At 60.8% G+C, this 20,972-nt stretch carries 18 protein-coding genes; 8 read left to right on the top strand and 10 right to left on the bottom strand.

The window, feature by feature from the left end:
• Positions 1-31 precede the first annotated feature (31 nt).
• The 5 genes from carA to grpE form a co-directional block, all read right to left on the bottom strand.
• Positions 32-1,168, bottom strand: coding sequence for a glutamine-hydrolyzing carbamoyl-phosphate synthase small subunit (carA, locus tag BLO80_RS14580; protein WP_092328559.1), 1,137 nt, complete (start codon positions 1,166-1,168; stop codon positions 32-34).
• Between the two features lie 255 nt (positions 1,169-1,423).
• Positions 1,424-2,230: a 4-hydroxy-tetrahydrodipicolinate reductase gene (dapB, locus tag BLO80_RS14585; protein WP_060739225.1), complete on the bottom strand. Its 807-nt coding sequence runs from the start codon at positions 2,228-2,230 to the stop codon at positions 1,424-1,426.
• Positions 2,231-2,239: 9 nt separating this feature from the next.
• Positions 2,240-3,364, bottom strand: coding sequence for a molecular chaperone DnaJ (dnaJ, locus tag BLO80_RS14590; protein WP_060739226.1), 1,125 nt, complete (start codon positions 3,362-3,364; stop codon positions 2,240-2,242).
• 322 nt (positions 3,365-3,686) lie between these two features.
• Entirely contained in the window at positions 3,687-5,603 is a 1,917-nt protein-coding gene (gene dnaK, locus BLO80_RS14595) for a molecular chaperone DnaK (protein WP_014336568.1), read from the bottom strand.
• A 101-nt stretch (positions 5,604-5,704) separates the two neighbouring features.
• Positions 5,705-6,271 (bottom strand): nucleotide exchange factor GrpE, encoded by a 567-nt coding sequence (gene grpE / locus BLO80_RS14600; RefSeq protein WP_092258762.1) that lies wholly within the window; start codon positions 6,269-6,271, stop codon positions 5,705-5,707.
• Between the two features lie 243 nt (positions 6,272-6,514).
• On the opposite strand from grpE, the gene recN reads away from it, so the two are divergent.
• The gene (gene recN / locus BLO80_RS14605; protein WP_092328562.1) at positions 6,515-8,188 is read left to right on the top strand and encodes a DNA repair protein RecN; all 1,674 of its coding nucleotides are present in this window, start codon (positions 6,515-6,517) and stop codon (positions 8,186-8,188) included.
• 75 nt (positions 8,189-8,263) lie between these two features.
• Here recN and fur read toward each other — a convergent pair whose 3' ends face one another.
• Complete coding sequence (fur, locus tag BLO80_RS14610; protein WP_026013299.1) at positions 8,264-8,668, bottom strand: ferric iron uptake transcriptional regulator; 405 nt, start codon at positions 8,666-8,668, stop codon at positions 8,264-8,266.
• Between the two features lie 97 nt (positions 8,669-8,765).
• On the opposite strand from fur, the gene BLO80_RS14615 reads away from it, so the two are divergent.
• Positions 8,766-9,293 (top strand): outer membrane protein assembly factor BamE, encoded by a 528-nt coding sequence (locus BLO80_RS14615; protein WP_092328564.1) that lies wholly within the window; start codon positions 8,766-8,768, stop codon positions 9,291-9,293.
• Between the two features lie 59 nt (positions 9,294-9,352).
• Here the strand turns inward: BLO80_RS14615 and BLO80_RS14620 are convergent, their stop codons facing one another.
• The 3 genes from BLO80_RS14620 to BLO80_RS14630 are packed head-to-tail and all read right to left on the bottom strand — an operon-like array spanning position 9,353 to position 11,506.
• Entirely contained in the window at positions 9,353-9,655 is a 303-nt protein-coding gene (locus BLO80_RS14620; RefSeq protein WP_092328567.1) for an RnfH family protein, read from the bottom strand.
• Entirely contained in the window at positions 9,652-10,095 is a 444-nt protein-coding gene (locus BLO80_RS14625) for a type II toxin-antitoxin system RatA family toxin (RefSeq protein ID WP_060739231.1), read from the bottom strand. Before BLO80_RS14625 ends, BLO80_RS14620 begins: the two co-directional genes overlap by 4 nt.
• 7 nt (positions 10,096-10,102) lie before the next feature.
• Positions 10,103-11,506, bottom strand: a complete 1,404-nt coding sequence (locus BLO80_RS14630; RefSeq protein ID WP_060743081.1) for a sodium-dependent transporter — start codon at positions 11,504-11,506, stop codon at positions 10,103-10,105.
• 118 nt (positions 11,507-11,624) lie between these two features.
• Between BLO80_RS14630 and smpB the strand changes: the two genes are divergently transcribed.
• Positions 11,625-12,107: an SsrA-binding protein SmpB gene (gene smpB, locus BLO80_RS14635; RefSeq protein ID WP_042730880.1), complete on the top strand. Its 483-nt coding sequence runs from the start codon at positions 11,625-11,627 to the stop codon at positions 12,105-12,107.
• A gap of 147 nt (positions 12,108-12,254) precedes the next feature.
• On the opposite strand, the gene BLO80_RS14640 is transcribed toward smpB, so the two are convergent.
• Positions 12,255-13,022, bottom strand: coding sequence for an FCD domain-containing protein (locus BLO80_RS14640; protein WP_072411334.1), 768 nt, complete (start codon positions 13,020-13,022; stop codon positions 12,255-12,257).
• Between the two features lie 263 nt (positions 13,023-13,285).
• Here BLO80_RS14640 and BLO80_RS14645 point away from each other — a divergent pair, with 263 nt between their 5' ends.
• The 5 genes from BLO80_RS14645 (at position 13,286) to BLO80_RS14665 (ending at position 20,896) form a co-directional block, all read left to right on the top strand.
• Positions 13,286-14,980, top strand: coding sequence for a lactate permease LctP family transporter (locus BLO80_RS14645; protein WP_092328752.1), 1,695 nt, complete (start codon positions 13,286-13,288; stop codon positions 14,978-14,980).
• Positions 14,981-15,130: 150 nt separating this feature from the next.
• A complete protein-coding gene (locus BLO80_RS14650) occupies positions 15,131-15,955 on the top strand; it encodes a (Fe-S)-binding protein (protein WP_072411336.1) in 825 nt (274 codons plus the stop codon).
• Positions 15,952-17,421 (top strand): LutB/LldF family L-lactate oxidation iron-sulfur protein, encoded by a 1,470-nt coding sequence (locus BLO80_RS14655; RefSeq protein WP_092328569.1) that lies wholly within the window; start codon positions 15,952-15,954, stop codon positions 17,419-17,421. The genes BLO80_RS14650 and BLO80_RS14655 overlap by 4 nt, the downstream gene beginning before the upstream one ends.
• Complete coding sequence (locus tag BLO80_RS14660) at positions 17,418-18,089, top strand: LutC/YkgG family protein (protein WP_092328571.1); 672 nt, start codon at positions 17,418-17,420, stop codon at positions 18,087-18,089. The genes BLO80_RS14655 and BLO80_RS14660 overlap by 4 nt, the downstream gene beginning before the upstream one ends.
• The gene (locus BLO80_RS14665; protein ID WP_092328573.1) at positions 18,086-20,896 is read left to right on the top strand and encodes an FAD-binding and (Fe-S)-binding domain-containing protein; all 2,811 of its coding nucleotides are present in this window, start codon (positions 18,086-18,088) and stop codon (positions 20,894-20,896) included. Before BLO80_RS14660 ends, BLO80_RS14665 begins: the two co-directional genes overlap by 4 nt.
• Positions 20,897-20,972 lie beyond the last annotated feature (76 nt).

Raw genomic sequence — 20,972 nt, forward strand, 5'->3', positions numbered from 1 at the left:
ACACTCGGGGCCGCCCTCGGGCTTCACGCGGTCAGCGTCGCTTGGCCATCTCGTTGATGAAGCGATCGAACAGCGGCGCCACATCGTTCGGGCCCGGGCTCGCTTCAGGGTGGCCCTGGAAGCTGAACGCGCTCTTGTCGGTACGCTCGATACCTTGCAGCGTGCCGTCGAACAGCGACTTGTGAATCGCACGCACGTTGGCCGGCAGGGTCGCCTCATCCACCGCAAAACCGTGGTTCTGGCTGGTGATCATCACCACACCGGTATCCAGGTCCTGCACCGGGTGGTTGGCACCGTGGTGGCCGTGGCCCATTTTCAAGGTCTTGGCGCCCGAAGCGAGAGCCAGCAACTGGTGACCGAGGCAGATACCGAACACCGGGATTTCGGTTTCCAGCACGTCCTTGATCGCCTGGATCGCGTAGTCGCACGGCTCCGGGTCACCCGGGCCGTTGGACAGGAACACGCCGTCGGGCTTGAGGGCCAGGACATCGGCGGCCGGGGTCTGGGCCGGTACCACAGTGACGCGGCAGCCACGCTCGACCAGCATGCGCAGGATGTTCAGCTTGACGCCGTAGTCGTACGCCACCACGTGGTAGGGCAACTCGGAAGCCTCGATCGTCGCGTGACTGTTGGTCTTCAAGTCCCAGACCGTGGAGCGCCATTCGTATTGTTTCTGGGTGCTGACGACTTTCGCCAGGTCCATGCCCTTGAGGCCAGGGAAGCCCTGGGCAGCGGCAATGGCGGCTTCTTCGGAAATGTTGTCGCCAGCCATGATGCAGCCGTTCTGCGCGCCTTTTTCCCGAAGAATGCGGGTCAGGCGGCGAGTGTCGATACCGGCGATCGCCACGACGTTGTTGGCTTTCAGGTAATCGGACAGGGACATCGTGTTACGCCAGTTGCTCGCTACCAGCGGCAAGTCACGGATGACCAGGCCGGCGGACCAGACACGATCGGACTCGGCGTCTTCCGGCGTGGTGCCGGTGTTGCCGATGTGCGGGTAAGTCAGGGTAACGATTTGCTGGGCGTAGGAAGGATCGGTAAGAATTTCCTGATAGCCGGTCATTGCGGTGTTAAACACCACCTCACCAACGGTCTGACCGTCGGCTCCAATGGCTTCGCCGCGAAAAATGCTGCCATCAGCAAGGGCGAGTATGGCTGGCTTAGTCAAGAAGACCTCCCGTAAATAAAGCCTGAAAGGGCGATCGCAGGTTGTAAAAAAGCGGAGTGACGTATGGACACGTCACCCCGCTTGTTCACTGAATTATTCTGCGCGCTTTTAGTGGACACACTAAAGCTGTAGCTTACAGAAAAAGGCTTTTTTGGTCCACCGCTAATGAGCCTTAAAGGCAGGGGAATGCGACAGGCCGTCGCGAAGCGGTGTAGAACGGGGCGCAGTATAACCTGAACCCCGCCTTCAATGGCATCAACGCAGGTCGAGAACGTCCTGCATGTCGTACAAGCCTGGCTCGCGGCCATCCAGCCACAACGCGGCACGCACGGCGCCCTTGGCGAAGGTCATCCGGCTGGAGGCCTTGTGGGTGATTTCCAGGCGCTCGCCTTCAGTGGCGAACAACACCGTGTGATCACCTACCACATCACCACCGCGCACAGTGGCGAAACCGATGGTGTCGCGCTCACGGGCACCGGTATGCCCTTCACGCCCATACACGGCGACTTTCTGCAGATCACGCCCCAACGCATCGGCAATCACTTCACCCATGCGCAAGGCCGTTCCCGAAGGTGCGTCGATCTTGTGCCGGTGATGCGCTTCGATGATTTCGATATCGGCATCGTCGCCCAAGACCCGGGCCGCCATGTCCAGCAGCTTCAGCGACAGGTTCACGCCCACGCTGAAGTTCGCCGCGAACACGATTGCGATGTCGTTGCCCGCCTCGGCCAGCAGTTGCTTTTGCGCAGCATCCAGCCCCGTGGTGCCAATCACCATGGCCTTGCCATGCTTGCGGCAGATCGCGAGGTTTTTCAGCATCACGTCCGGCAGGGTGAAGTCGATCAGCACATCGAACTCGTCAAGCACCTTCTCCAGGCCACCGGACATCGGCACGCCGATACGCCCCAGCGAAGCCAGCTCGCCAGCATCGGCGCCCACCAACGTACTGTCGGGCCGAACGATGGCCGCCGTCAGACCGGAGAGCGGCGAGCGCTGCTGCACCGCCTCGACCAGCGCCTTGCCCATGCGCCCCGCAGCGCCCATCACAGCTATACGTCGCATGCGAACTCCTTAAAGGTCGCCGAAGAAGCGCTTCACACCTTCGAACCAACCGGTGGTTTTCGGGGAGTGACTGTTGTCATCCGCCAGCGTGCCGCGGAACTCTTCCAACAGTTCACGCTGACGCCGACTCAGGTTGACCGGTGTCTCCACCGCCACACGGCACATCAGGTCGCCCGCACCACCGCCACGCACTGGCGCGACGCCTTTGCCACGAATCCGGAATTGTTTGCCGGTCTGCGTGCCCTCAGGAATTTTCAGCTTGACGCGACCGTCGAGGGTCGGGATCTCGAGCTCGCCACCCAAGGCCGCGTCGACGAAGCTGATCGGCACTTCGCAGAACAGGTGCTTGCCGTCGCGCTGGAAAATCGCATGCTCGCGCACGTTGATGACCACATACAGGTCGCCGGTCGGACCACCCTGGGCACCCGCCTCGCCTTCGCCGGACAGGCGAATGCGGTCACCGGTGTCGACACCGGCCGGCACTTTGACCGACAGCGTCTTGTACTCTTCGACACGCCCTTCGCCATGGCAGGAGTCGCACGGGTCGGAGATGATCTTGCCTTGGCCATGGCAACGCGGGCAGGTCTGCTGGACCGAGAAGAAGCCCTGCTGCATGCGAACCTGGCCGATGCCGCCGCAAGTCGGGCAGGTCACGGGCGAGGAGCCCTTCTTTGCACCCGAGCCATCACACGGCTTGCAGTTGACCAATGTCGGCACACGGATATTGACGGTGGTACCGCGCACCGCTTCTTCCAGGTTCAGCTCCAACGTGTAGCGCAAGTCGCTGCCACGCTGGGCGCCACCACGGGCACCGCCGCGACCGCCGCCGAAGAAATCACTGAACACGTCGCCGAAAATATCGGAGAAGTTCTGGCCGCCGAAACCGGCACCGCCGCCGCCCATGCTCGGGTCGACACCGGCATGCCCGTACTGGTCATAGGCCGCGCGCTTGCTGGAATCGGACAGAACTTCGTAAGCCTCGTTGGCTTCCTTGAACATCTCTTCCGACGCTTTATCGCCGGGATTACGGTCCGGGTGGTGCTTCATCGCCAGGCGACGATAAGCCTTTTTCAGCTCTGCCTCGCTGGCCCCCCGCTCGACACCCAATACTTCGTAAAAATCACGCTTCGCCATTAGTCTTTGCACTCTTATAGGACGTCCGGCAAACCTCTCCTGAGCCTTGCCAAACTCGTTGAGCCCCAATACAGGCCCGGACCCAACTCACGTCAATTCAACGATCCTGGTCTTTAAATATTTCAGCCAGGGCCCCGGCCAAAACGCAGTGTCCATCGCCGGAAAGCAGGAGCATTCCCGAACGCACCGCCAACATCCGAACACTGTCGCATGCTGTAAAAATTCCCTAGCTCCAGACACGCCAACGCGGGAGCAAGCCCCCGCGCGGCGACATCCTACCAGCCACCGCACAAGTGCAGTCAACCGGCCGACCAACAAGCGATTACTTGTGGTCTTTCACTTCTTCGAACTCGGCATCCACGACATCGTCGGCTTTTTCGGCCGATTCGCCCTGGGCAGCCGCGCCTTCAGCGGGCTGAGCCTGCTCGGCGTACATCTTCTGAGCCACTGGCGCGGAGACCTTGGACAGCTCTTCGATCTTCGCCTCGATGGCCGCCTTGTCGTCGCCTTTCACAGCGGCTTCCAGGGCAACCACGGCCGCTTCGATGGCGGTTTTCTCTTCCGCGGTCACTTTCTCGCCAGCATCGGCGATCATCTTGCGGGTCGAGTGCACCAAGGCGTCGCCCTGGTTGCGGGCGCTGGCCAGCTCTTCGAACTTGCGGTCCTCCTCGGCGTTGACTTCAGCATCGCGAACCATCTGCTGAATCTCTTCCTCGGACAGGCCGGAGTTGGCCTTGATCACGATCGACTGGGTCTTGCCGGTGGCCTTGTCTTTCGCGCCGACGTGCAGAATGCCGTTGGCGTCGATGTCGAAGGTCACTTCGATTTGTGGCACGCCACGTGGCGCTGGTGGAATCTCGGCCAGGTCGAACTTGCCCAGGGATTTGTTCTGGGCAGCCTGCTTGCGCTCACCCTGCAGCACGTGGATGGTCACGGCGCCCTGGTTGTCGTCGGCCGTCGAGAACACTTGGGATTTCTTGGTAGGAATCGTGGTGTTTTTCTCGATCAGCGCGGTCATCACGCCACCCATGGTTTCGATACCCAGGGTCAGCGGGCTGACGTCGAGCAGCAGAACGTCCTTCACGTCACCGGCCAGAACAGCGCCTTGGATGGCAGCACCCATGGCAACGGCTTCGTCCGGGTTCACGTCCTTACGGGCTTCTTTGCCGAAGAAGTCGGTGACCAGCTTCTGAACCAGCGGCATACGGGTCTGGCCGCCCACCAGGATCACGTCGTTGATCGAGCCAACGTCGATACCGGCGTCTTTCATGGCAATGCGGCAAGGTTCGATGGTGCGCTGAACCAGATCTTCCACCAGCGCTTCGAGCTTGGCGCGGGAGATTTTTACGTTCAGGTGCTTAGGACCGGTGGCGTCTGCGGTGATGTACGGCAGGTTCACGTCGGTCGACTGGCTCGAGGACAGTTCGATCTTGGCTTTTTCAGCGGCTTCTTTCAGGCGCTGCATGGCCAGCGGGTCACCCTTGAGGTTCATGCCGCTTTCTTTCTTGAACTCGTCGACGAGGTAGTCGATCAGGCGGATGTCGAAGTCTTCACCACCGAGGAACGTGTCACCGTTGGTTGCCAGTACTTCGAACTGGTGCTCGCCGTCGACTTCAGCGATCTCGATCACGGAGACGTCGAAGGTACCGCCACCCAGGTCATAGACGATCACGGTGTGGTCGCCCTTGGCCTTGTCCATACCGTAGGCCAGAGCGGCCGCGGTCGGTTCGTTGATGATACGTTTTACGTCCAGGCCCGCGATGCGGCCGGCGTCTTTGGTCGCCTGGCGCTGGCTGTCGTTGAAATAGGCTGGAACCGTGATGACCGCCTCGGTCACCGCTTCGCCGAGGTAGTCTTCGGCGGTTTTCTTCATTTTCTTGAGGATCTCGGCCGAGATCTGTGGCGGTGCCATTTTCTGGCCGTTCACTTCAACCCAAGCGTCGCCGTTGTCAGCCTTGGCGATTTTGTAAGGCACCATCTTGATGTCTTTCTGAACGACTTCTTCGTCGAACTTGCGACCGATCAGACGCTTCACCGCGTACAGGGTGTTATGCGGATTGGTCACTGCCTGACGCTTGGCCGACTGGCCAACCAGAATTTCGCCATCATTGGCGTACGCGATGATCGACGGCGTGGTACGCGCGCCTTCAGCGTTTTCAATAACCTTGGCCTTGCCGTTTTCCAGCACGGAGACGCACGAGTTGGTGGTCCCCAGGTCGATGCCGATAATCTTGCCCATGTTAACTCTCCCGGAACTTGGATTTTGTTGCCGCAGCAGTGGTGGCTAACTGCGGTAGCACTTAAACGCTTGACTTATAGATGGGGCCGCTGCGCCCGATTTCAAGCCTGCTCGTCAATAGAAGGCGAAACCGGTGCCGGTGCCTTGCTGACCACGACCATGGCCGGGCGCAGCAGACGGCCATTCAGCAGATAGCCCTTCTGGAAAACCTTCAAGACACTGTTTGGCTCGACGTCGGCACTTTCCTGCATCGCCATGGCCTGGTGATGTTCGGCGTTGAAGGGTTCGCCGTGGGGATCAAGGGCTTCGAGCTGATAACGCTTGAGGGTGTCCTGGAACATTTTCAGGGTCAGCTCGATGCCTTCACGCATCGGACGGATGTTCTCGTCGTCCGGGTTGGACAGCTCCAGGCCGCGCTCCAGGCTGTCGATGATCGGCAGCAGGTCGCCGGCAAAACGCTCCAGGGCGAATTTATGAGCCTTTTCTACATCCTGCTCGGCGCGGCGGCGGACATTCTGCAGGTCGGCGGCTACACGCAACGCCTGATCCTGCGCACCGGCCAGTTGCTCCTCGAGCACTTGTACACGTGCCGTCAGGTCCTCACCGGAATCTTGGGAGGCCTGATTGGCGTCTAGATTTTGCGTGTCCTGCGTCTGTTCGTCAGCCATAGAGATTTCTCCTTTCAACTTCGTCCGCGAGCTCGACTCGCGCTTCTGCCCCGGTATATGGGGCCGGGTTTTCCAGCTTCAAGGGCCATCCGACGAATTAACCTTACAAAAAGCAGCTGCATAATCATTCCTTGCGGCGCTAAGAAAATCACTTTCCCAAGCAAATCGAGCTAAGCGCGGGCATTGTCAGGCCGAAACAAAACACTGTATAAATAACCAGACCTAAAGCCTGGGAGCGGCCTTATGCTGGTGCACCTGTCCGTACACAACTACGCCATCGTCGAACATCTGGACCTCGAACTCGATCGAGGCATGAGCGTGATCACCGGTGAAACCGGCGCGGGCAAGTCGATCATGCTCGACGCCCTGGGCCTGACGCTGGGCGACCGCGCCGACAGCGGCGTGGTGCGCCCCGGAGCGGACAAGGCCGACATCCTGGCGACGTTCGACCTGGTCGACATCCCCGAGGCCAGCGCCTGGCTGGCCGAACGCGACCTGGACACCGACGGCCTGTGCATCCTGCGCCGGGTCATCACCGCCGAAGGCCGCTCCCGAGGCTACATCAACGGCACGCCCTGCCCCCTGGGCGATCTCAAGGCCCTTGGCGAACTGTTGATCGACATCCACAGCCAGCATGAACACCAATCCCTGCTCAAGACCGATACCCATCGTCGCCTGCTGGATGAGTACGCCGGCGCCACCGACCTGGCCCGGCAAGTCCAACTGGCCGCCCAACGCTGGCGCCAGACCCGGCAGGAGCTCGATCGCCTTTCCAACTCCGGCGACGAACAGCGTGCCCGTCACCAGCTATTGAGCTACCAGCTCGAAGAACTGGAAAACCTGTCCCTGGGTGAAAATGAACTGGAAGAACTGGAGCAGGAACACAAGAACCTGACCAACGCCGAAACCCTGCTGGGCATCTGCCGCCAGGTGGTCGAACAATGCAGCGAGAGCGACTCGGGCAATGTGCTCAATGCCCTGACAGCGAGCCTGAACCGACTCTCCAGCGTGAACAATTCGGTGGGCGCCCTGAACGAAGCGACCAACCTGCTGACGAGCGCGCAGATCCAGGTCGAGGAGGCCGTTGGGGAACTGAACCGCTTCCTCGATCATTTCGATGCCGACCCGGCCCGCCTGCAGTACCTGGAAGAGCGCCTGGACACCATCTATACGCTGGCGCGCAAGCACCGCATCCAGCCAACCGACGTTGCCGAACTCCAGCAGCGCCTGCTGGAAGAACTGGAAACCCTGAACGCCAACGATGAATCCATCGAGCGCCTGGGGGACGAACTGGCTTCCTATGCCCGTCATTACCAGGAAAAGGCCAAGGAGCTCAGTGAACTGCGGCGCCAGGCCGCGACAGGGCTGGCCAGTGCCGTGGAGCAGGAGATCCAGCGCCTGGGCATGCCGGGCGGGCGCTTCACCATCGAATTGCGCCCCAATGCCGGTGACGAGCTCCAACCCAATGGGCTGGAACAGGTGGAACTGCTGGTCAGCGCCAACCCCGGGCAACCGCTCAAGGGCCTGGCCAAAGTCGCCTCCGGCGGTGAGTTGTCGCGAATCAGCCTGGCCATCCAGGTCATCACCGCGCAGACCTCCCGTGTGCCGACACTGGTATTCGACGAAGTGGACGTGGGCATCGGTGGCCCAACCGCGGAAATTGTCGGCCAGCTGCTGCGCCGACTGGGGGAACGCGGCCAGGTGCTGACCGTCACTCACTTGCCTCAGGTCGCCGCCCAGGGACACCAGCACTTATTCGTGCACAAAGTGCGTGACGAGGACGCGACTCGCACCGCCGTGTCCAAGCTCAACAAAAACGAGCGGGTGGAAGAAGTGGCGCGAATGCTCGGGGGTATCGACCTCACCAAGGAATCCCTGGCCCACGCGAAAAAAATGGTCGTTACCGCGAAAATCTGAGAACGACAGAAAGCACGAAGGCGACCCTGGGGTCGCCTTCGTTCGTTTCGCGAACCTCAAGTCCGCGCGACATGCTTACTTTTTCTTGCGTACGTACAGTACAAGATTGTGATCGACCATCTCGAAACCATACTTCTCGACGATTGCTTTCTGCAGCCGCTCGATTTCTTCGTCGAAGAATTCGATGACTTCGCTGGTCTCGACGTTGACCATATGGTCGTGATGCTTGCCATCGTCCAGTTCGAAGACCGCATGGCCTCCGTCGAAGTTGTGTCGCACCACAAGGCCAGCTGCCTCGAACTGGGTCAGAACACGGTAAACCGTGGCCAGACCGACGTCCTCACCAGCCTCCATAAGCGCCTTGTAGACATCTTCGGCACTCATGTGGCGTTGCTCTGCGGAATCGAGCATTTGTAGAATCTTGACCCGTGGCAGGGTCACTTTGAGGCCGGCTTTGCGTAGTTCGCTATTTTCAACCATGGTCAGCTTTCTCGCGATGCTGCTTCGCAGCTTCTCTTAATGCGGGTATGATCGGCGTTTACGTTGTCCCAGCCAAGATAGTGGAAGTCGCCCACCGATGCAAAACACCAAGCTCTTGCTAACCAGTTTCACCTTTGTGGGACTGCTCGCACTCGCCGGTTGTTCATTCCCCGGGGTTTACAAAATCGACATCCAGCAGGGCAATGTCGTCACGCAGGACATGATAGACCAGTTACGCCCGGGAATGACCCGCCGGCAAGTACGGTTTATCATGGGTAACCCTCTGCTGACCGACACGTTCCATGCCGATCGCTGGGATTATCTGTACAGCTTGCAGCCAGGCGGCGGTGAGCGCCAACAGGAACGCATCAGCGTTATCTTCAGCCCTGACGACCAACTTGTCAGCTTGTCGGGCGACTTCATGCCTGGCGTGAGCCGCGACGAGGCCATCATGGGCAAGGACAGCGGCACCACCGTGACCGATCCGACCCAGAATGCCGAACAGCCGAAACCGGAAAAACCGGCCAAGCCAGGTTCGTTGCTGGACCAGATCCAGAAGGACGTGGACAAAGTCGAGACCGTACCGGTCCCGACACCAGAGCCTCTGGACACCTCGCCGCAATAAATTGCGGCATGAAAAAACCCGGCATGCCGGGTTTTTTATTGCCTGCGATTCAGATCAGGTCATTGCTCCGATTGTCGCGCCAGGGCAGCCTTGGCCGCGCGCAGGCGACGAATTTCCTTCGGATCAGCCAGCAAAGGTCGATAAATCTCCAATCGATCCGCCGCTTGCACCATTTGATTAGCCGGATCGGCAACCACCTTGCCAAAAATCCCCACCGAGCACGTCGCCAGATCCAGCTCCGGGAAGGCATCGGCAATCCCCGAGCCCTGCAGCGCCGCGCGAACACTGGTGCCTTCCTGCACCACACATGTGCGCAAGACCTGGCGATCCACCGCGGCATACACCACTTCTATCTCAATCAACGCTTGAGCTCTGCATTCTGCTTGGCCCGCTGGCAGAACGCGTCAACCAGCGTATTGGCAGCCTGATTGAACAGCGGCCCCAACGTCGCCCGCACCAGCGGACCGGCGTAGTCGAACGACAGGTCCAGGCTGATCTTGCAGGCCTTTTCCCCCAACGGCTTGAACACCCAGACGCCGTGGAGCTGATTGAAGGGCCCCTCTTCCAGGTTCATTTCGATGGACTGCCCCGGCACCAGCGTATTACGCGTGACGAAGCGCTGGCTCAAGCCACTCTTGGCAATGTTGAGGCTGGCGCGCATCTGGGTTTCGGAGCTTTCCAGCACCTCGGCGGATGAGCACCACGGCAAGAACTCCGGGTAGCTCGCCACATCGTTGACCAGGTCATACAGCGCCTGCGCCGGGTAAGGCAGCAAGGCCGAGCGTTGAATATGTGTCGTCATGTAAGCGTCACTTCCACAGCTGGGCGGCAAACACTACGAGAATGCCGATGGGCGCCACATAGCGCATCAAGAACAGGCTCAAGGCAAACAATACCGGGCTGCGCAGCGACAGTTCATCACGCACCGCATCACGCCCCATGACCCATCCTGCAAACACCACGAAACACAAACCACCCAATGGCAGCATGATCCGTGAGGTGAAGAAATCAATCACGCCGAAGAAATCCAGCCCTCCGGTTGCCCCCCACTGATAGAGATGGAACAACCCACCTTCGTTCACGAAAAACTTCGCTTGCTTCCATATATTGAAGGAAAACACCGTACCCAGGCCGACAAACCAGCAAGTGAAAGCCAGCCAGAAAGTCACCCAGGCGCGGCTGATGCGGGTCCGCTCGACCAAGTAAGCCACCATGGGCTCCAGCAGGGAAATGGCCGAGCTCCAGGCCGCGATGGCCACCAGCACAAAAAACACCACGCCCATCACCTGGCCGAAAGCCATGCTGCCGAAGGCGAAGGGCAGGCTGACAAACATCAACCCTGGCCCCTCGCTGGGGTTCAGGCCCGCGGCGAACACAATCGGAAACAATGCCACGCCCGCCAGCAACGACACGAAAGTGTCCAGCAGCGCGACGCCAAAGACGGTTCGGGTCAGGGAGGCGTTCTTGGGCATGTAGGCACCGTAGATCATGATCGAACCGACCCCGACGCTCAGGGAGAAAAACGCATGCCCCATGGCCGGCAGTAGGCCGTCCAGGACTTTCTCCGGCTGGAAGTCGAACATGAAATGCACGCCTTCCATGAAATGCCCGGTGGTCATGCTGTAGCCCAGCAGCACCAGGATCATCACGAACAGCAACGGCATCATGATCCGCAGGCTGCGCTCGAGCCCGGCCACCACGCCCCGGGCAATCACCACCGCCGAGAGGACCATGAAGATCGTGTGCCAGAGGGTCAGCCTCCAGGGATCGGCGATTACATTGCCGAAGTAGGCGCCCACCTGGTCCGGCGTGGCCCCTTGGAAATCCCCGCGCCCCATGTCGATGATGTAGTCCAGGGACCAGCCACCGACCACGCTATAGAAAGACAGGATCAACAGCGCCGTGATCATCCCGGCGAAGGCGCCCCACGACCACTTGGTCGAATGGCCAGCCTCTACCGCCAGTACCTTCAGGGCATTGGCCGGGCTTTGCCGGGCCCGACGCCCGATCAGGGTCTCGGCCAGCATCACCGGTGCGCCGATCAGCGCGATGCACGCCAGGAACATCAATACAAAGGCGCCGCCACCGTAGACGCCGACCATGTACGGAAACTTCCAGATACTACCCAGCCCCACGGCAGAACCGGTCGCCGCGAGTATGAAGACCCAGCGGCTAGCCCAACTGCCGTGGACAGAAACCTTGTCTGTCGACATCGTGATCACGCCCAAGCGTTCAAAAAAGAGGCCGCATTGTCCGGGATTCACTCAACGTGCTCAAGCACGCAGGTTCACCGTAGCCGACACGCCCGCAACTGCCTATAATGCCGCCCCTATGGCTAAACAGAAGAAACACCCCACAGGGACCATCGCGCAAAATAAAAAGGCGCGACACGATTACTTCATCGAACAGCGTTTCGAGGCTGGCATGGTCCTGGCCGGCTGGGAAGTAAAGAGCTTGCGTGCCGGCAAGGCGCAACTGGTCGACAGCTACGTGCTGCTCAAGGACGGCGAGGCCTGGCTGCTGGGCAGTCATATCACGCCGCTGACCACCGCCAGCACCCACGTGATTGCCGACCCGGTACGCTCGCGCAAGCTGCTGCTCAACAAGCGCGAGCTGGAAAAGCTTTTCGCCTCCGTGCAGCAGAAGGGCTACACCTGCGTCTGCACCTCGTTGTACTGGAGCAAGCACCTGATCAAGTGCGAAATTGCCCTGGGCAAAGGCAAGAAGGAGTACGACAAGCGCGATACCGAGCGCGAACGCGACGCCGGCCGCGAGCTGCAGCGCGCGGTGCGCAACAAGGGCAAGGAAGACTGATTCTTTCGCCGTTGAGAGCGTATTCGCGAGCAAGCCCGCTCCCACATTGGATTTTTTGCGAACACAGAATATGTGCACAGCAGTGATCCGGTGTGGGAGCGGGCTTGCTCGCGAATGCAGAAGCCCAATCACCACCGAACTCGCGACCTACATCCCTTTACGCCGCTCCGCTCGCGCCACCCGCTGCACTTCCTGGCGCACTTCTTCCAGGACTTCCTGCACATACAAGATATGTCGGCTGGACACTTCCCGCGCCTGTTCGGCATGCCCGTCCATAATGGCTTGGTACAATTCCCGGTGCTGGCTGATCAGCATGTCGCGGGTTTCACTGCGCTGCTTGTACATGCCGCCGATGTTGGTGACGACGTTGCGCTTGAGCAGGTCGAACAAGCCGCGAATGGTGTGCAGCAAGACTGCGTTATGACTGGCCTCGGCGATCGCCAGATGGAACCGGGCATCTGCCGCGCCCTCCTCCGCCCGGCTGACCTCGTCGTGGCGCGAATAACAATCCTGCAGCTCGTCGAAGGCTGCCGTCAGCCGTTCGCGATCCACATCCGTGGCCCGTTGTGCCGCGTAATACGCACAAGACGCCTCCAGGGTGTGGCGAAACTCCAGCAAGTCACGTTGCGCTTCGGGATTGCTTTCCAGCAGTTGCAGCAGCGGATCGCTGAAGGTCGAGCCCAGTGACTCGACGACATAGTTACCGCCGCCCTGGCGACTGACGAGCAAGCCCTTGGCGGCCAGTTTCTGGATCGCCTCGCGCAACGAAGGACGTGACACGCCGAACTGTTCGGCCAGGGTCCGTTCGGCCGGCAGGCGCTCGCCGGACTTCAGCGTGCCCTCAAGGATCATGCCCTCAAGCCGCTCGACAATATCGTCAGACAAACGGCGCTGACGAATCTGATCAAACCCCATAACTCAATTCTCCACGATCCCGACGGCTCGCCGGGCTCTCTATTCTGGCCCATCCGGGCCGTGCCCACACCCACCAAAAGCCATTTGTTCGAACGGATCAGATGCCCTCTGCACCGCTTATTCGACGAAAGTTTCAGGGCGGCAAATTGACACACGACAACCAAGGCTTTTACCCTAGCCAACAGCGATTGTAAATTGGTATTACCAATTGTCCAAGCCCGCTGACCCGTGCCTGACCAACAACAATTAGGGGCCCACCCATGATGCAAACCTGGCAACAGCTCTACAGCCCGCTCGGCAGCCTCGGCTTGTCCGCACTCGCGGCCGTTATTCCCATCGTATTTTTCTTCCTGGCCTTGGCGGTGTTTCGCCTCAAGGGGTACGTGGCCGGCAGCATTACCTTGGCCCTGGCGATTGCCGTGGCGATTTTCGCGTTCAACATGCCCGCAGACATGGCCTTCGCCGCTGCCGGCTATGGCTTTGCCTACGGCCTGTGGCCCATCGCCTGGATCATCGTCGCCGCGGTGTTTCTCTACAAACTGACCGTCAAGAGCGGCCAGTTCGAAGTGATTCGCAGCTCGGTGCTGTCGATTACCGATGACCAGCGCCTGCAAGTGCTGTTGATCGGTTTCTGCTTCGGCGCATTCCTGGAAGGTGCCGCCGGCTTCGGTGCCCCCGTGGCGATCACCGCCGCGCTGCTGGTCGGCCTGGGCTTCAACCCCCTGTACGCCGCAGGCCTGTGCCTGATCGCTAACACCGCCCCGGTGGCGTTCGGCGCCCTGGGCATTCCGATCATCGTGGCCGGCCAGGTCACGGGGATCGATGCCTTCAAGATCGGCGCCATGACCGGTCGTCAACTGCCCCTGTTGTCGCTGTTCGTGCCGTTCTGGCTGGTGTTCATGATGGACGGCCTGCGCGGCGTGCGGGAAACCTGGCCAGCAGCGCTGGTGGCCGGCTTGAGCTTCGCCATCACCCAGTACTTCACCTCCAACTTCATCGGCCCGGAACTGCCGGACATCACCTCGGCCCTGGCCAGCCTGATTTCCCTGACCCTGTTCCTGAAAGTCTGGCAGCCCAAGCGCACCGCCGGCGCCCAGATTGCCGGCGCGACTTCCAGCGCAACGGTCACCGCCAGCGTCGGCGGTTTCGGCCAGCCGCGCAGCACCGTGGCTTCGCCCTACAGCCTTGGGGAAATCATCAAGGCCTGGTCGCCGTTCCTGATCCTGACCGTGCTGGTCACGATCTGGACCCTCAAGCCGTTCAAGGCCATGTTCGCCGCGGGCGGCTCGATGTACGGCTGGGTCTTCAACTTCGCCATCCCGCACCTGGACCAGATGGTGATCAAGGTCGCCCCCATCGTGATCAACCCCACCGCCATTCCGGCCGTGTTCAAGCTCGATCCGGTTTCCGCCACCGGCACAGCGATTTTCTTCTCCGCACTGATCTCGATGCTGGTACTGAAGATCAACATCAAAACTGGTCTTACCACTTTTAAAGAGACGCTGTTCGAGCTGCGCTGGCCGATCCTGTCCATCGGCATGGTGCTGGCCTTCGCCTTCGTCACCAACTACTCGGGCATGTCGTCGACCATGGCCCTGGTGTTGGCCGGCACGGGCGCGGCGTTCCCGTTCTTCTCGCCGTTCCTGGGTTGGCTGGGCGTGTTCCTGACCGGTTCCGATACCTCATCCAACGCGCTGTTCAGCTCGTTGCAAGCCACCACCGCGCACCAGATCGGCGTCAACGACACTCTGCTCGTCGCGGCCAACACCAGCGGCGGCGTGACCGGCAAGATGATTTCGCCACAATCGATCGCGGTGGCCTGCGCCGCGACCGGGCTGGTGGGCAAGGAATCGGATCTGTTCCGTTTCACTCTCAAACACAGCCTATTCTTTGCAACGATTGTCGGCTTGATCACGTTGGCCCAGGCCTACTGGTTCACCGGCATGCTGGTTCATTGAGTCCTACACGCAATACTGGAAAAACCGACGCCGAACCGTGATTCGGCGTCTGCTATTCACAACCGGGTCTGCAAGGCTGCTGAAAGATTTCCTGGCTATATTCAGCAGCCTCAGCGGACGGATAACCGGGACCACCCGGAGACACGCCTGATGAGCGAGCTTTTTTACAACGCCGTACCGAACGCGACCCGTGTCGCCCCGCCCTTGGCCGAGCCTCGGCAGTACCCCAGCGAGAAGCCGCGTCGGGTCTACCTGTTCGGCACATGCGTGGTGGACCTGTTCTATCCCGAAGCCGGGATGGATGCGATTCATCTGCTGGAACGCGAAGGGATCCGGGTGGACTACCCGCAAGGGCAAAGTTGCTGCGGACAACCGGCCTACACCTCGGGGTACACCGAGCAGGCGCGGACGGTGGCACGGGCGCAACTGGCCCTGTTTGCCGAAGACTATCCGGTGGTGGTGCCCTCGGGGTCCTGCGCCGGCATGTTGCGCGAGCATTACGCCGACCTGTTCAAGGACGAGCCGGAAACCCTCAAACAGGTGCAGGCCCTGGCGGCCCGGACCTATGAACTGGCCGAGTTCCTGCTGCTGGTCTGCAAGGTGCGGTTGAACGACAGCGGCGAGCCGGTGAAGGTCGCGCTGCATACGTCTTGCTCGGCACGGCGTGAGATGAACACCCACTTGCACGGCCGCGCATTGTTGGCGCAGTTGCGTAATGTGGAGCGAGTCGAACACAGCCACGAAAGCGAGTGCTGTGGGTTTGGTGGGACGTTCAGCGTCCGCATGCCGGATATTTCCGGCGCGATGGTGGCCGACAAGACCCGAGCGCTGAAGGAATCCGGCGCACATCAGGTCGTCAGCGCCGACTGCGGTTGCTTGATGAACATCAACGGCGCGTTGGAAAAACAGCAGGAGGCGTTGCGCGGCAAGCACCTGGCGAGCTTCCTCTGGCAGCGTACCGGAGGTGCCGCATGAGCACGCCGACGCTGATCCCGACCGTTGAAGTACCGATTCAGGCGCAGGAAGATTTTCGCGCCCGGGCCCACAAGGCCCTGGACGACACGCAACTGCGAAACAACTTTCGCAGCGCGATGGATTCACTGATGACCAAGCGGGCAGCGTCCTTCAGCGATGCCCACGAACGAGAACATCTGCGGGTGCTGGGCAATGCCGTCCGCGCCCGTGCGTTATCCAAGCTGCCCGACCTGCTCGAGCGACTTGAAACCAACCTGACCCGCAACGGTGTGAACGTGCACTGGGCGGAGACGGTGGACGAAGCCAATGGCATCGTCCTCTCGATCATCCGCGCTCACGAGGCGCGTCAAGTGATCAAGGGCAAATCGATGGTCAGCGAAGAGATGGAGATGAACCATTTCCTCGAGGCTCGGGACATTGAATGTCTCGAATCCGACATGGGGGAATACATCGTCCAGCTCGACCACGAGAAGCCTTCACACATCATTATGCCGGCGATCCACAAGAATGCCGGTCAGGTCGCGTCCTTGTTCCACGACAAACTCGGCGTGGAGTACACCAAGGACGTCGACCAACTCATTCAGATCGGCCGCAAGGTACTGCGGCAGAAATTCTTCGAAGCCGACGTCGGCGTCTCCGGCGTCAACTTCGCCGTCGCCGAAACCGGCACGCTGCTGCTGGTGGAAAACGAAGGCAATGGGCGGATGTCCACCACCGTACCGCCGGTGCACATCGCCGTGACCGGCATCGAAAAAGTGGTGGAGAACCTGCGCGATGTCGTGCCACTGCTCTCGCTGTTGACCCGCTCCGCCCTCGGCCAGCCCATCACGACCTACGTCAACATGATCTCCGGGCCGCGCAAGGCCGATGAGCTGGACGGCCCCCAGGAAGTCCACCTCGTCCTGCTCGATAACGGCCGCAGCCAGGCGTTTGCCGACAGCGAACTGCGCCAGACGCTGAACTGCATTCGCTGCGGCGCCTGTATGAATCATTGCCCGGTCTATACCCGAATCGGCGGCCATGCCTACGGCGAGGTGTACCCGGGGCCTATCGGAAAAATCATCACACCGCACATGGTCGGCCTGGCCAAGGTGCCGGACCACCCGAGCGCGTCTTCGCTATGCGGCGCCTGCGGTGAAGTGTGCCCGGTGAAAATCCCGATCCCCGCACTGCTGCGGCGGCTGCGGGAAGAAAACGTCAAGGCACCGGACAGCCCGAACCCGGTGATGCGCGGCCAGGGCAGCAAATATTCGCCCAAGGAGCGTTTCATCTGGAATGCCTGGGCCTGGCTCAACAGCTCGCCGCGGCTGTACCGGCTGTTCGGGTTCCTCGCCACGCGCCTGCGCGCCCTGACACCGAAAAACCTCGGCCCATGGACCCAGAACCACAGCGCCCCCCAACCCGCCGCCCGCTCATTGCATGACCTGGCTCGCGAACACCTGAACCAGCAGGGAGACCGCCAATGAGCGCCAAGGAAAATATCCTCGCCAAACTGCGTAAAAGCCTGACAGGCACCACGCCGGTTGCCGACAATTTCGATGTCGAACTGGTGACGCAAACCTACCGCTATGCGCCCGAGGAACGAATCCCGCAATTGCGCAAGCTGATGGAAGCGGTCCACACCGAAATCCACCTGACTTCCGAGGAAGGTTGGCCGGCCCTGCTCGCGCAATTGCTGCGCGACCGTCAATTGCCGAGCCTGCTCATCGCTCCGACCACCGCACACGGGAAAAAAATCGCACAGTTCTGGGCGAACAATCCGAACCTGCCAACCCTCAAGGCTTACGACCGCCCCATTGAGGAATGGAAAGCCGAGTTGTTCAACGACACCCCGGCCAGCCTCACCGGAACCCTCGGCGCCATCGCCGCCACCGGCAGCCTGATTCTCTGGCCAACGCGGGAAGAGCCACGGATGATGAGCCTGGTGCCGCCGGTGCATTTCGCCCTGCTCAAGGCCAGCGAGATCCGCGACAACTTTTATGAAGTGCAACAGGAATTCGAGTGGGCCCAAGGCATGCCCACCAATGCCCTGCTGGTGTCCGGCCCGTCGAAAACCGCCGACATCGAACAAGTCCTGGCCTATGGCGCCCATGGTCCGAAGGATCTGGTGGTCTTGATTCTGGAGGACCAATGACCCTTCCGGCCCCTTTCCTGCGTGACGTCCAACAGCTGATCCCACAGAAGCGACGTTTCGACGACCCCTTGTCGACCTTGGCCTTCGGCACGGACGCCAGTTTCTATCGGCTGATTCCGAAACTGGTGGTACGCGTCGAGTCCGAAGATGAAGTGATTGCCCTGCTGAAACTCGCCCAACGGGACCAGGTCCCGGTCACCTTCCGCGCCGCCGGCACCAGCCTGTCCGGCCAAGCCATCAGCGACTCGGTACTGATTGTGCTGGGGGATAACTGGAACGGTCGCGAGATTCGCGAGCAAGGCACGCAGATTCGTTTGCAACCCGGCGTGATCGGCGCCCAGGCCAACGCCTGGCTGGCCCCGTTCGGGCGCAAGATCGGCCCTGATCCGGCGTCGATCAACGCCTGCAAGATCGGCGGCATCGTCGCCAACAACGCCAGCGGCATGTGCTGCGGCACCGCGCAGAACACCTATCACACCCTGGCCGGCATCCGCCTGGTACTGGCCGATGGCACACGTCTGGACACCGAAGACGACAACAGCGTGGCGGCTTTTCGTACAAGCCATGGCGAACTGCTGGAACGCCTGGCCACCCTCGGTCGCGAAACCCGCGCCAACACCGAATTGGCCGCCCGAATTCGCCACAAATACCGTCTGAAAAATACCACCGGGCTGTCACTCAATGCCCTGGTGGATTTCGACGAGCCTGTGGATATCTTGAGCCACCTGTTGGTGGGCTCCGAAGGCACCCTCGGCTTCATCAGCGCGGTGACCTACAACACCGTTATTGACCATCCGAACAAAGCTTCGGCGCTGATCGTATTCCCGGACGTGGAAACCTGCTGCAACGCCGTCACCGTGCTGAAAAGCCAGCCGGTAGCGGCCGTGGAACTGCTGGACCGCCGCAGCCTGCGCTCGGTGCAGGACAAACCGGGCATGCCGGATTTTGTACAGCATCTGTCGATCAATGCCTGCGCCTTGCTGATCGAATCCCGCGCGGCGTCTTCGTCGTTACTACAAGAACAGCTGGCCCGGATCATGACCGCCCTGGCCGGCTTCGCGGTGGAAAAACAGGTCGACTTCACCGAAGCCCCGCGGGAAAACGCCCGGCTCTGGGCGATCCGCAAAGACACCTTTCCAGCCGTGGGCGCGGTCCGTAAAACCGGAACCACGGTGATCATCGAAGACGTGACCTTTCCGGTGGAACAACTGGCCATTGGCGTAAACCGACTGATCGAGTTGTTCGACAAACATCACTACGACGAAGCGATCCTTTTCGGACATGCGCTGGAAGGCAATCTGCACTTCGTCTTCACTCAGGGCTTCAACAGCGCCGAAGAAGTCGCACGCTACCAGGCGTTCATGGATGACGTGGCGCACTTGGTGGCAGTGGAATTCGGCGGCTCGCTGAAGGCCGAACACGGCACCGGGCGCAACATGGCGCCCTTTGTCGAGCTGGAATGGGGCAGTGATGCCTACCAGTTGATGTGGCAGCTCAAACGACTGCTCGACCCCAATGGCATCCTCAACCCGGACGTGGTGCTCAGCGAAGATCCGCAGATCCACCTCAAGCACCTCAAGCCCCTGCCGGCCGCCGATGAAATCGTGGACAAGTGCATCGAATGCGGTTTCTGCGAGCCGGTGTGCCCGTCCAAAGACCTGACCTTGAGCCCACGCCAGCGCATCGTCATCTGGCGGGATATCCAAGCGAAAAAACGCGCCGGAACGGACACCACCGAACTGGAACGTGCCTACCAATACCAGGGCATCGATACCTGCGCCGCCACGGGTCTGTGTGCGCAACGTTGCCCGGTAGGCATCAATACCGGCGAACTGGTAAAAAAACTGCGCAGTCGTGACGCGACGAAGACGAAAACCGCCAACTGGATTGAAGGAAATTTCGCCACCACGCTGCAAGGCGCACGCTTTGCCCTGCACGTCGCCAACGGTGCGCGCATGCTGCTGGGCGCCCCCCGCCTGGCGAAACTGTCGGCCTCGTTGACGCGCCTGTCCAAGGGCCAGGTGCCACAATGGACCAGCGCCATGCCACAGCCGGAAAAGGCCATCCGTTTCAGCCCCACCGCGCCGGACGAACGCCCGAGAGTGGTGTACCTGGCGGCTTGCGTGTCGCGGGTCATGGGCCCGACGGCGGCGGACAAGGAGCAGATGTCGCTGTACGACAAGACCCGCGGCCTGCTGGAAAAGGCCGGCTATCAAGTGGTCTTTCCAGACAATGTGGACAGCCTCTGCTGCGGCCAACCCTTTGCTTCCAAAGGCTACACAGAACAGGCCGAGCACAAGCGCCAGGAACTGATCGGTGCCTTGCTGCACGCCAGTCGCGGCGGGCTCGACCCCATCTACTGCGACACCAGCCCCTGCACGCTGCGGTTAGTCCAGGACCTGGGGGACGTGCGCCTGGATCTGTACGACCCGGTGCGCTTCATCCGCACCCATCTGATGGATCGTCTCGACTTCACTCCCCAAGAGGCGCCCATCGCCGTGCACGTCACCTGCAGCACGCAGCACCTTGGCGAAAGCCAGGCGCTGATCGACCTGGCGCGCAAATGCAGTAAAAACGTGGTCATCCCCGAAGGCATTCATTGTTGCGGTTTCGCCGGCGACAAGGGCTTCACCACGCCAGAGTTGAACGCCCACTCGCTGCGCTCGTTGAAGGACGCGGTGCAGCATTGCAGCGAAGGGATTTCCACCAGCCGCACCTGTGAGATCGGTCTTACGCAACACGGCGCAATCGACTACCACGGGCTGGTCTACCTGGTGGATCGAGTGACCCAGGCCAGGGTGACCTGAAGAAAAATAGAACCCTGGCGAACGGTCACAGTCCACTGATCAAGTCCTGCAAGGCGGGACCTTCCCTCAATTGGTA

The organism is Pseudomonas sp. NFACC56-3 (assembly GCF_900100025.1).
Classification (GTDB): Bacteria; Pseudomonadota; Gammaproteobacteria; order Pseudomonadales; family Pseudomonadaceae; genus Aquipseudomonas; species Aquipseudomonas fluorescens_AA.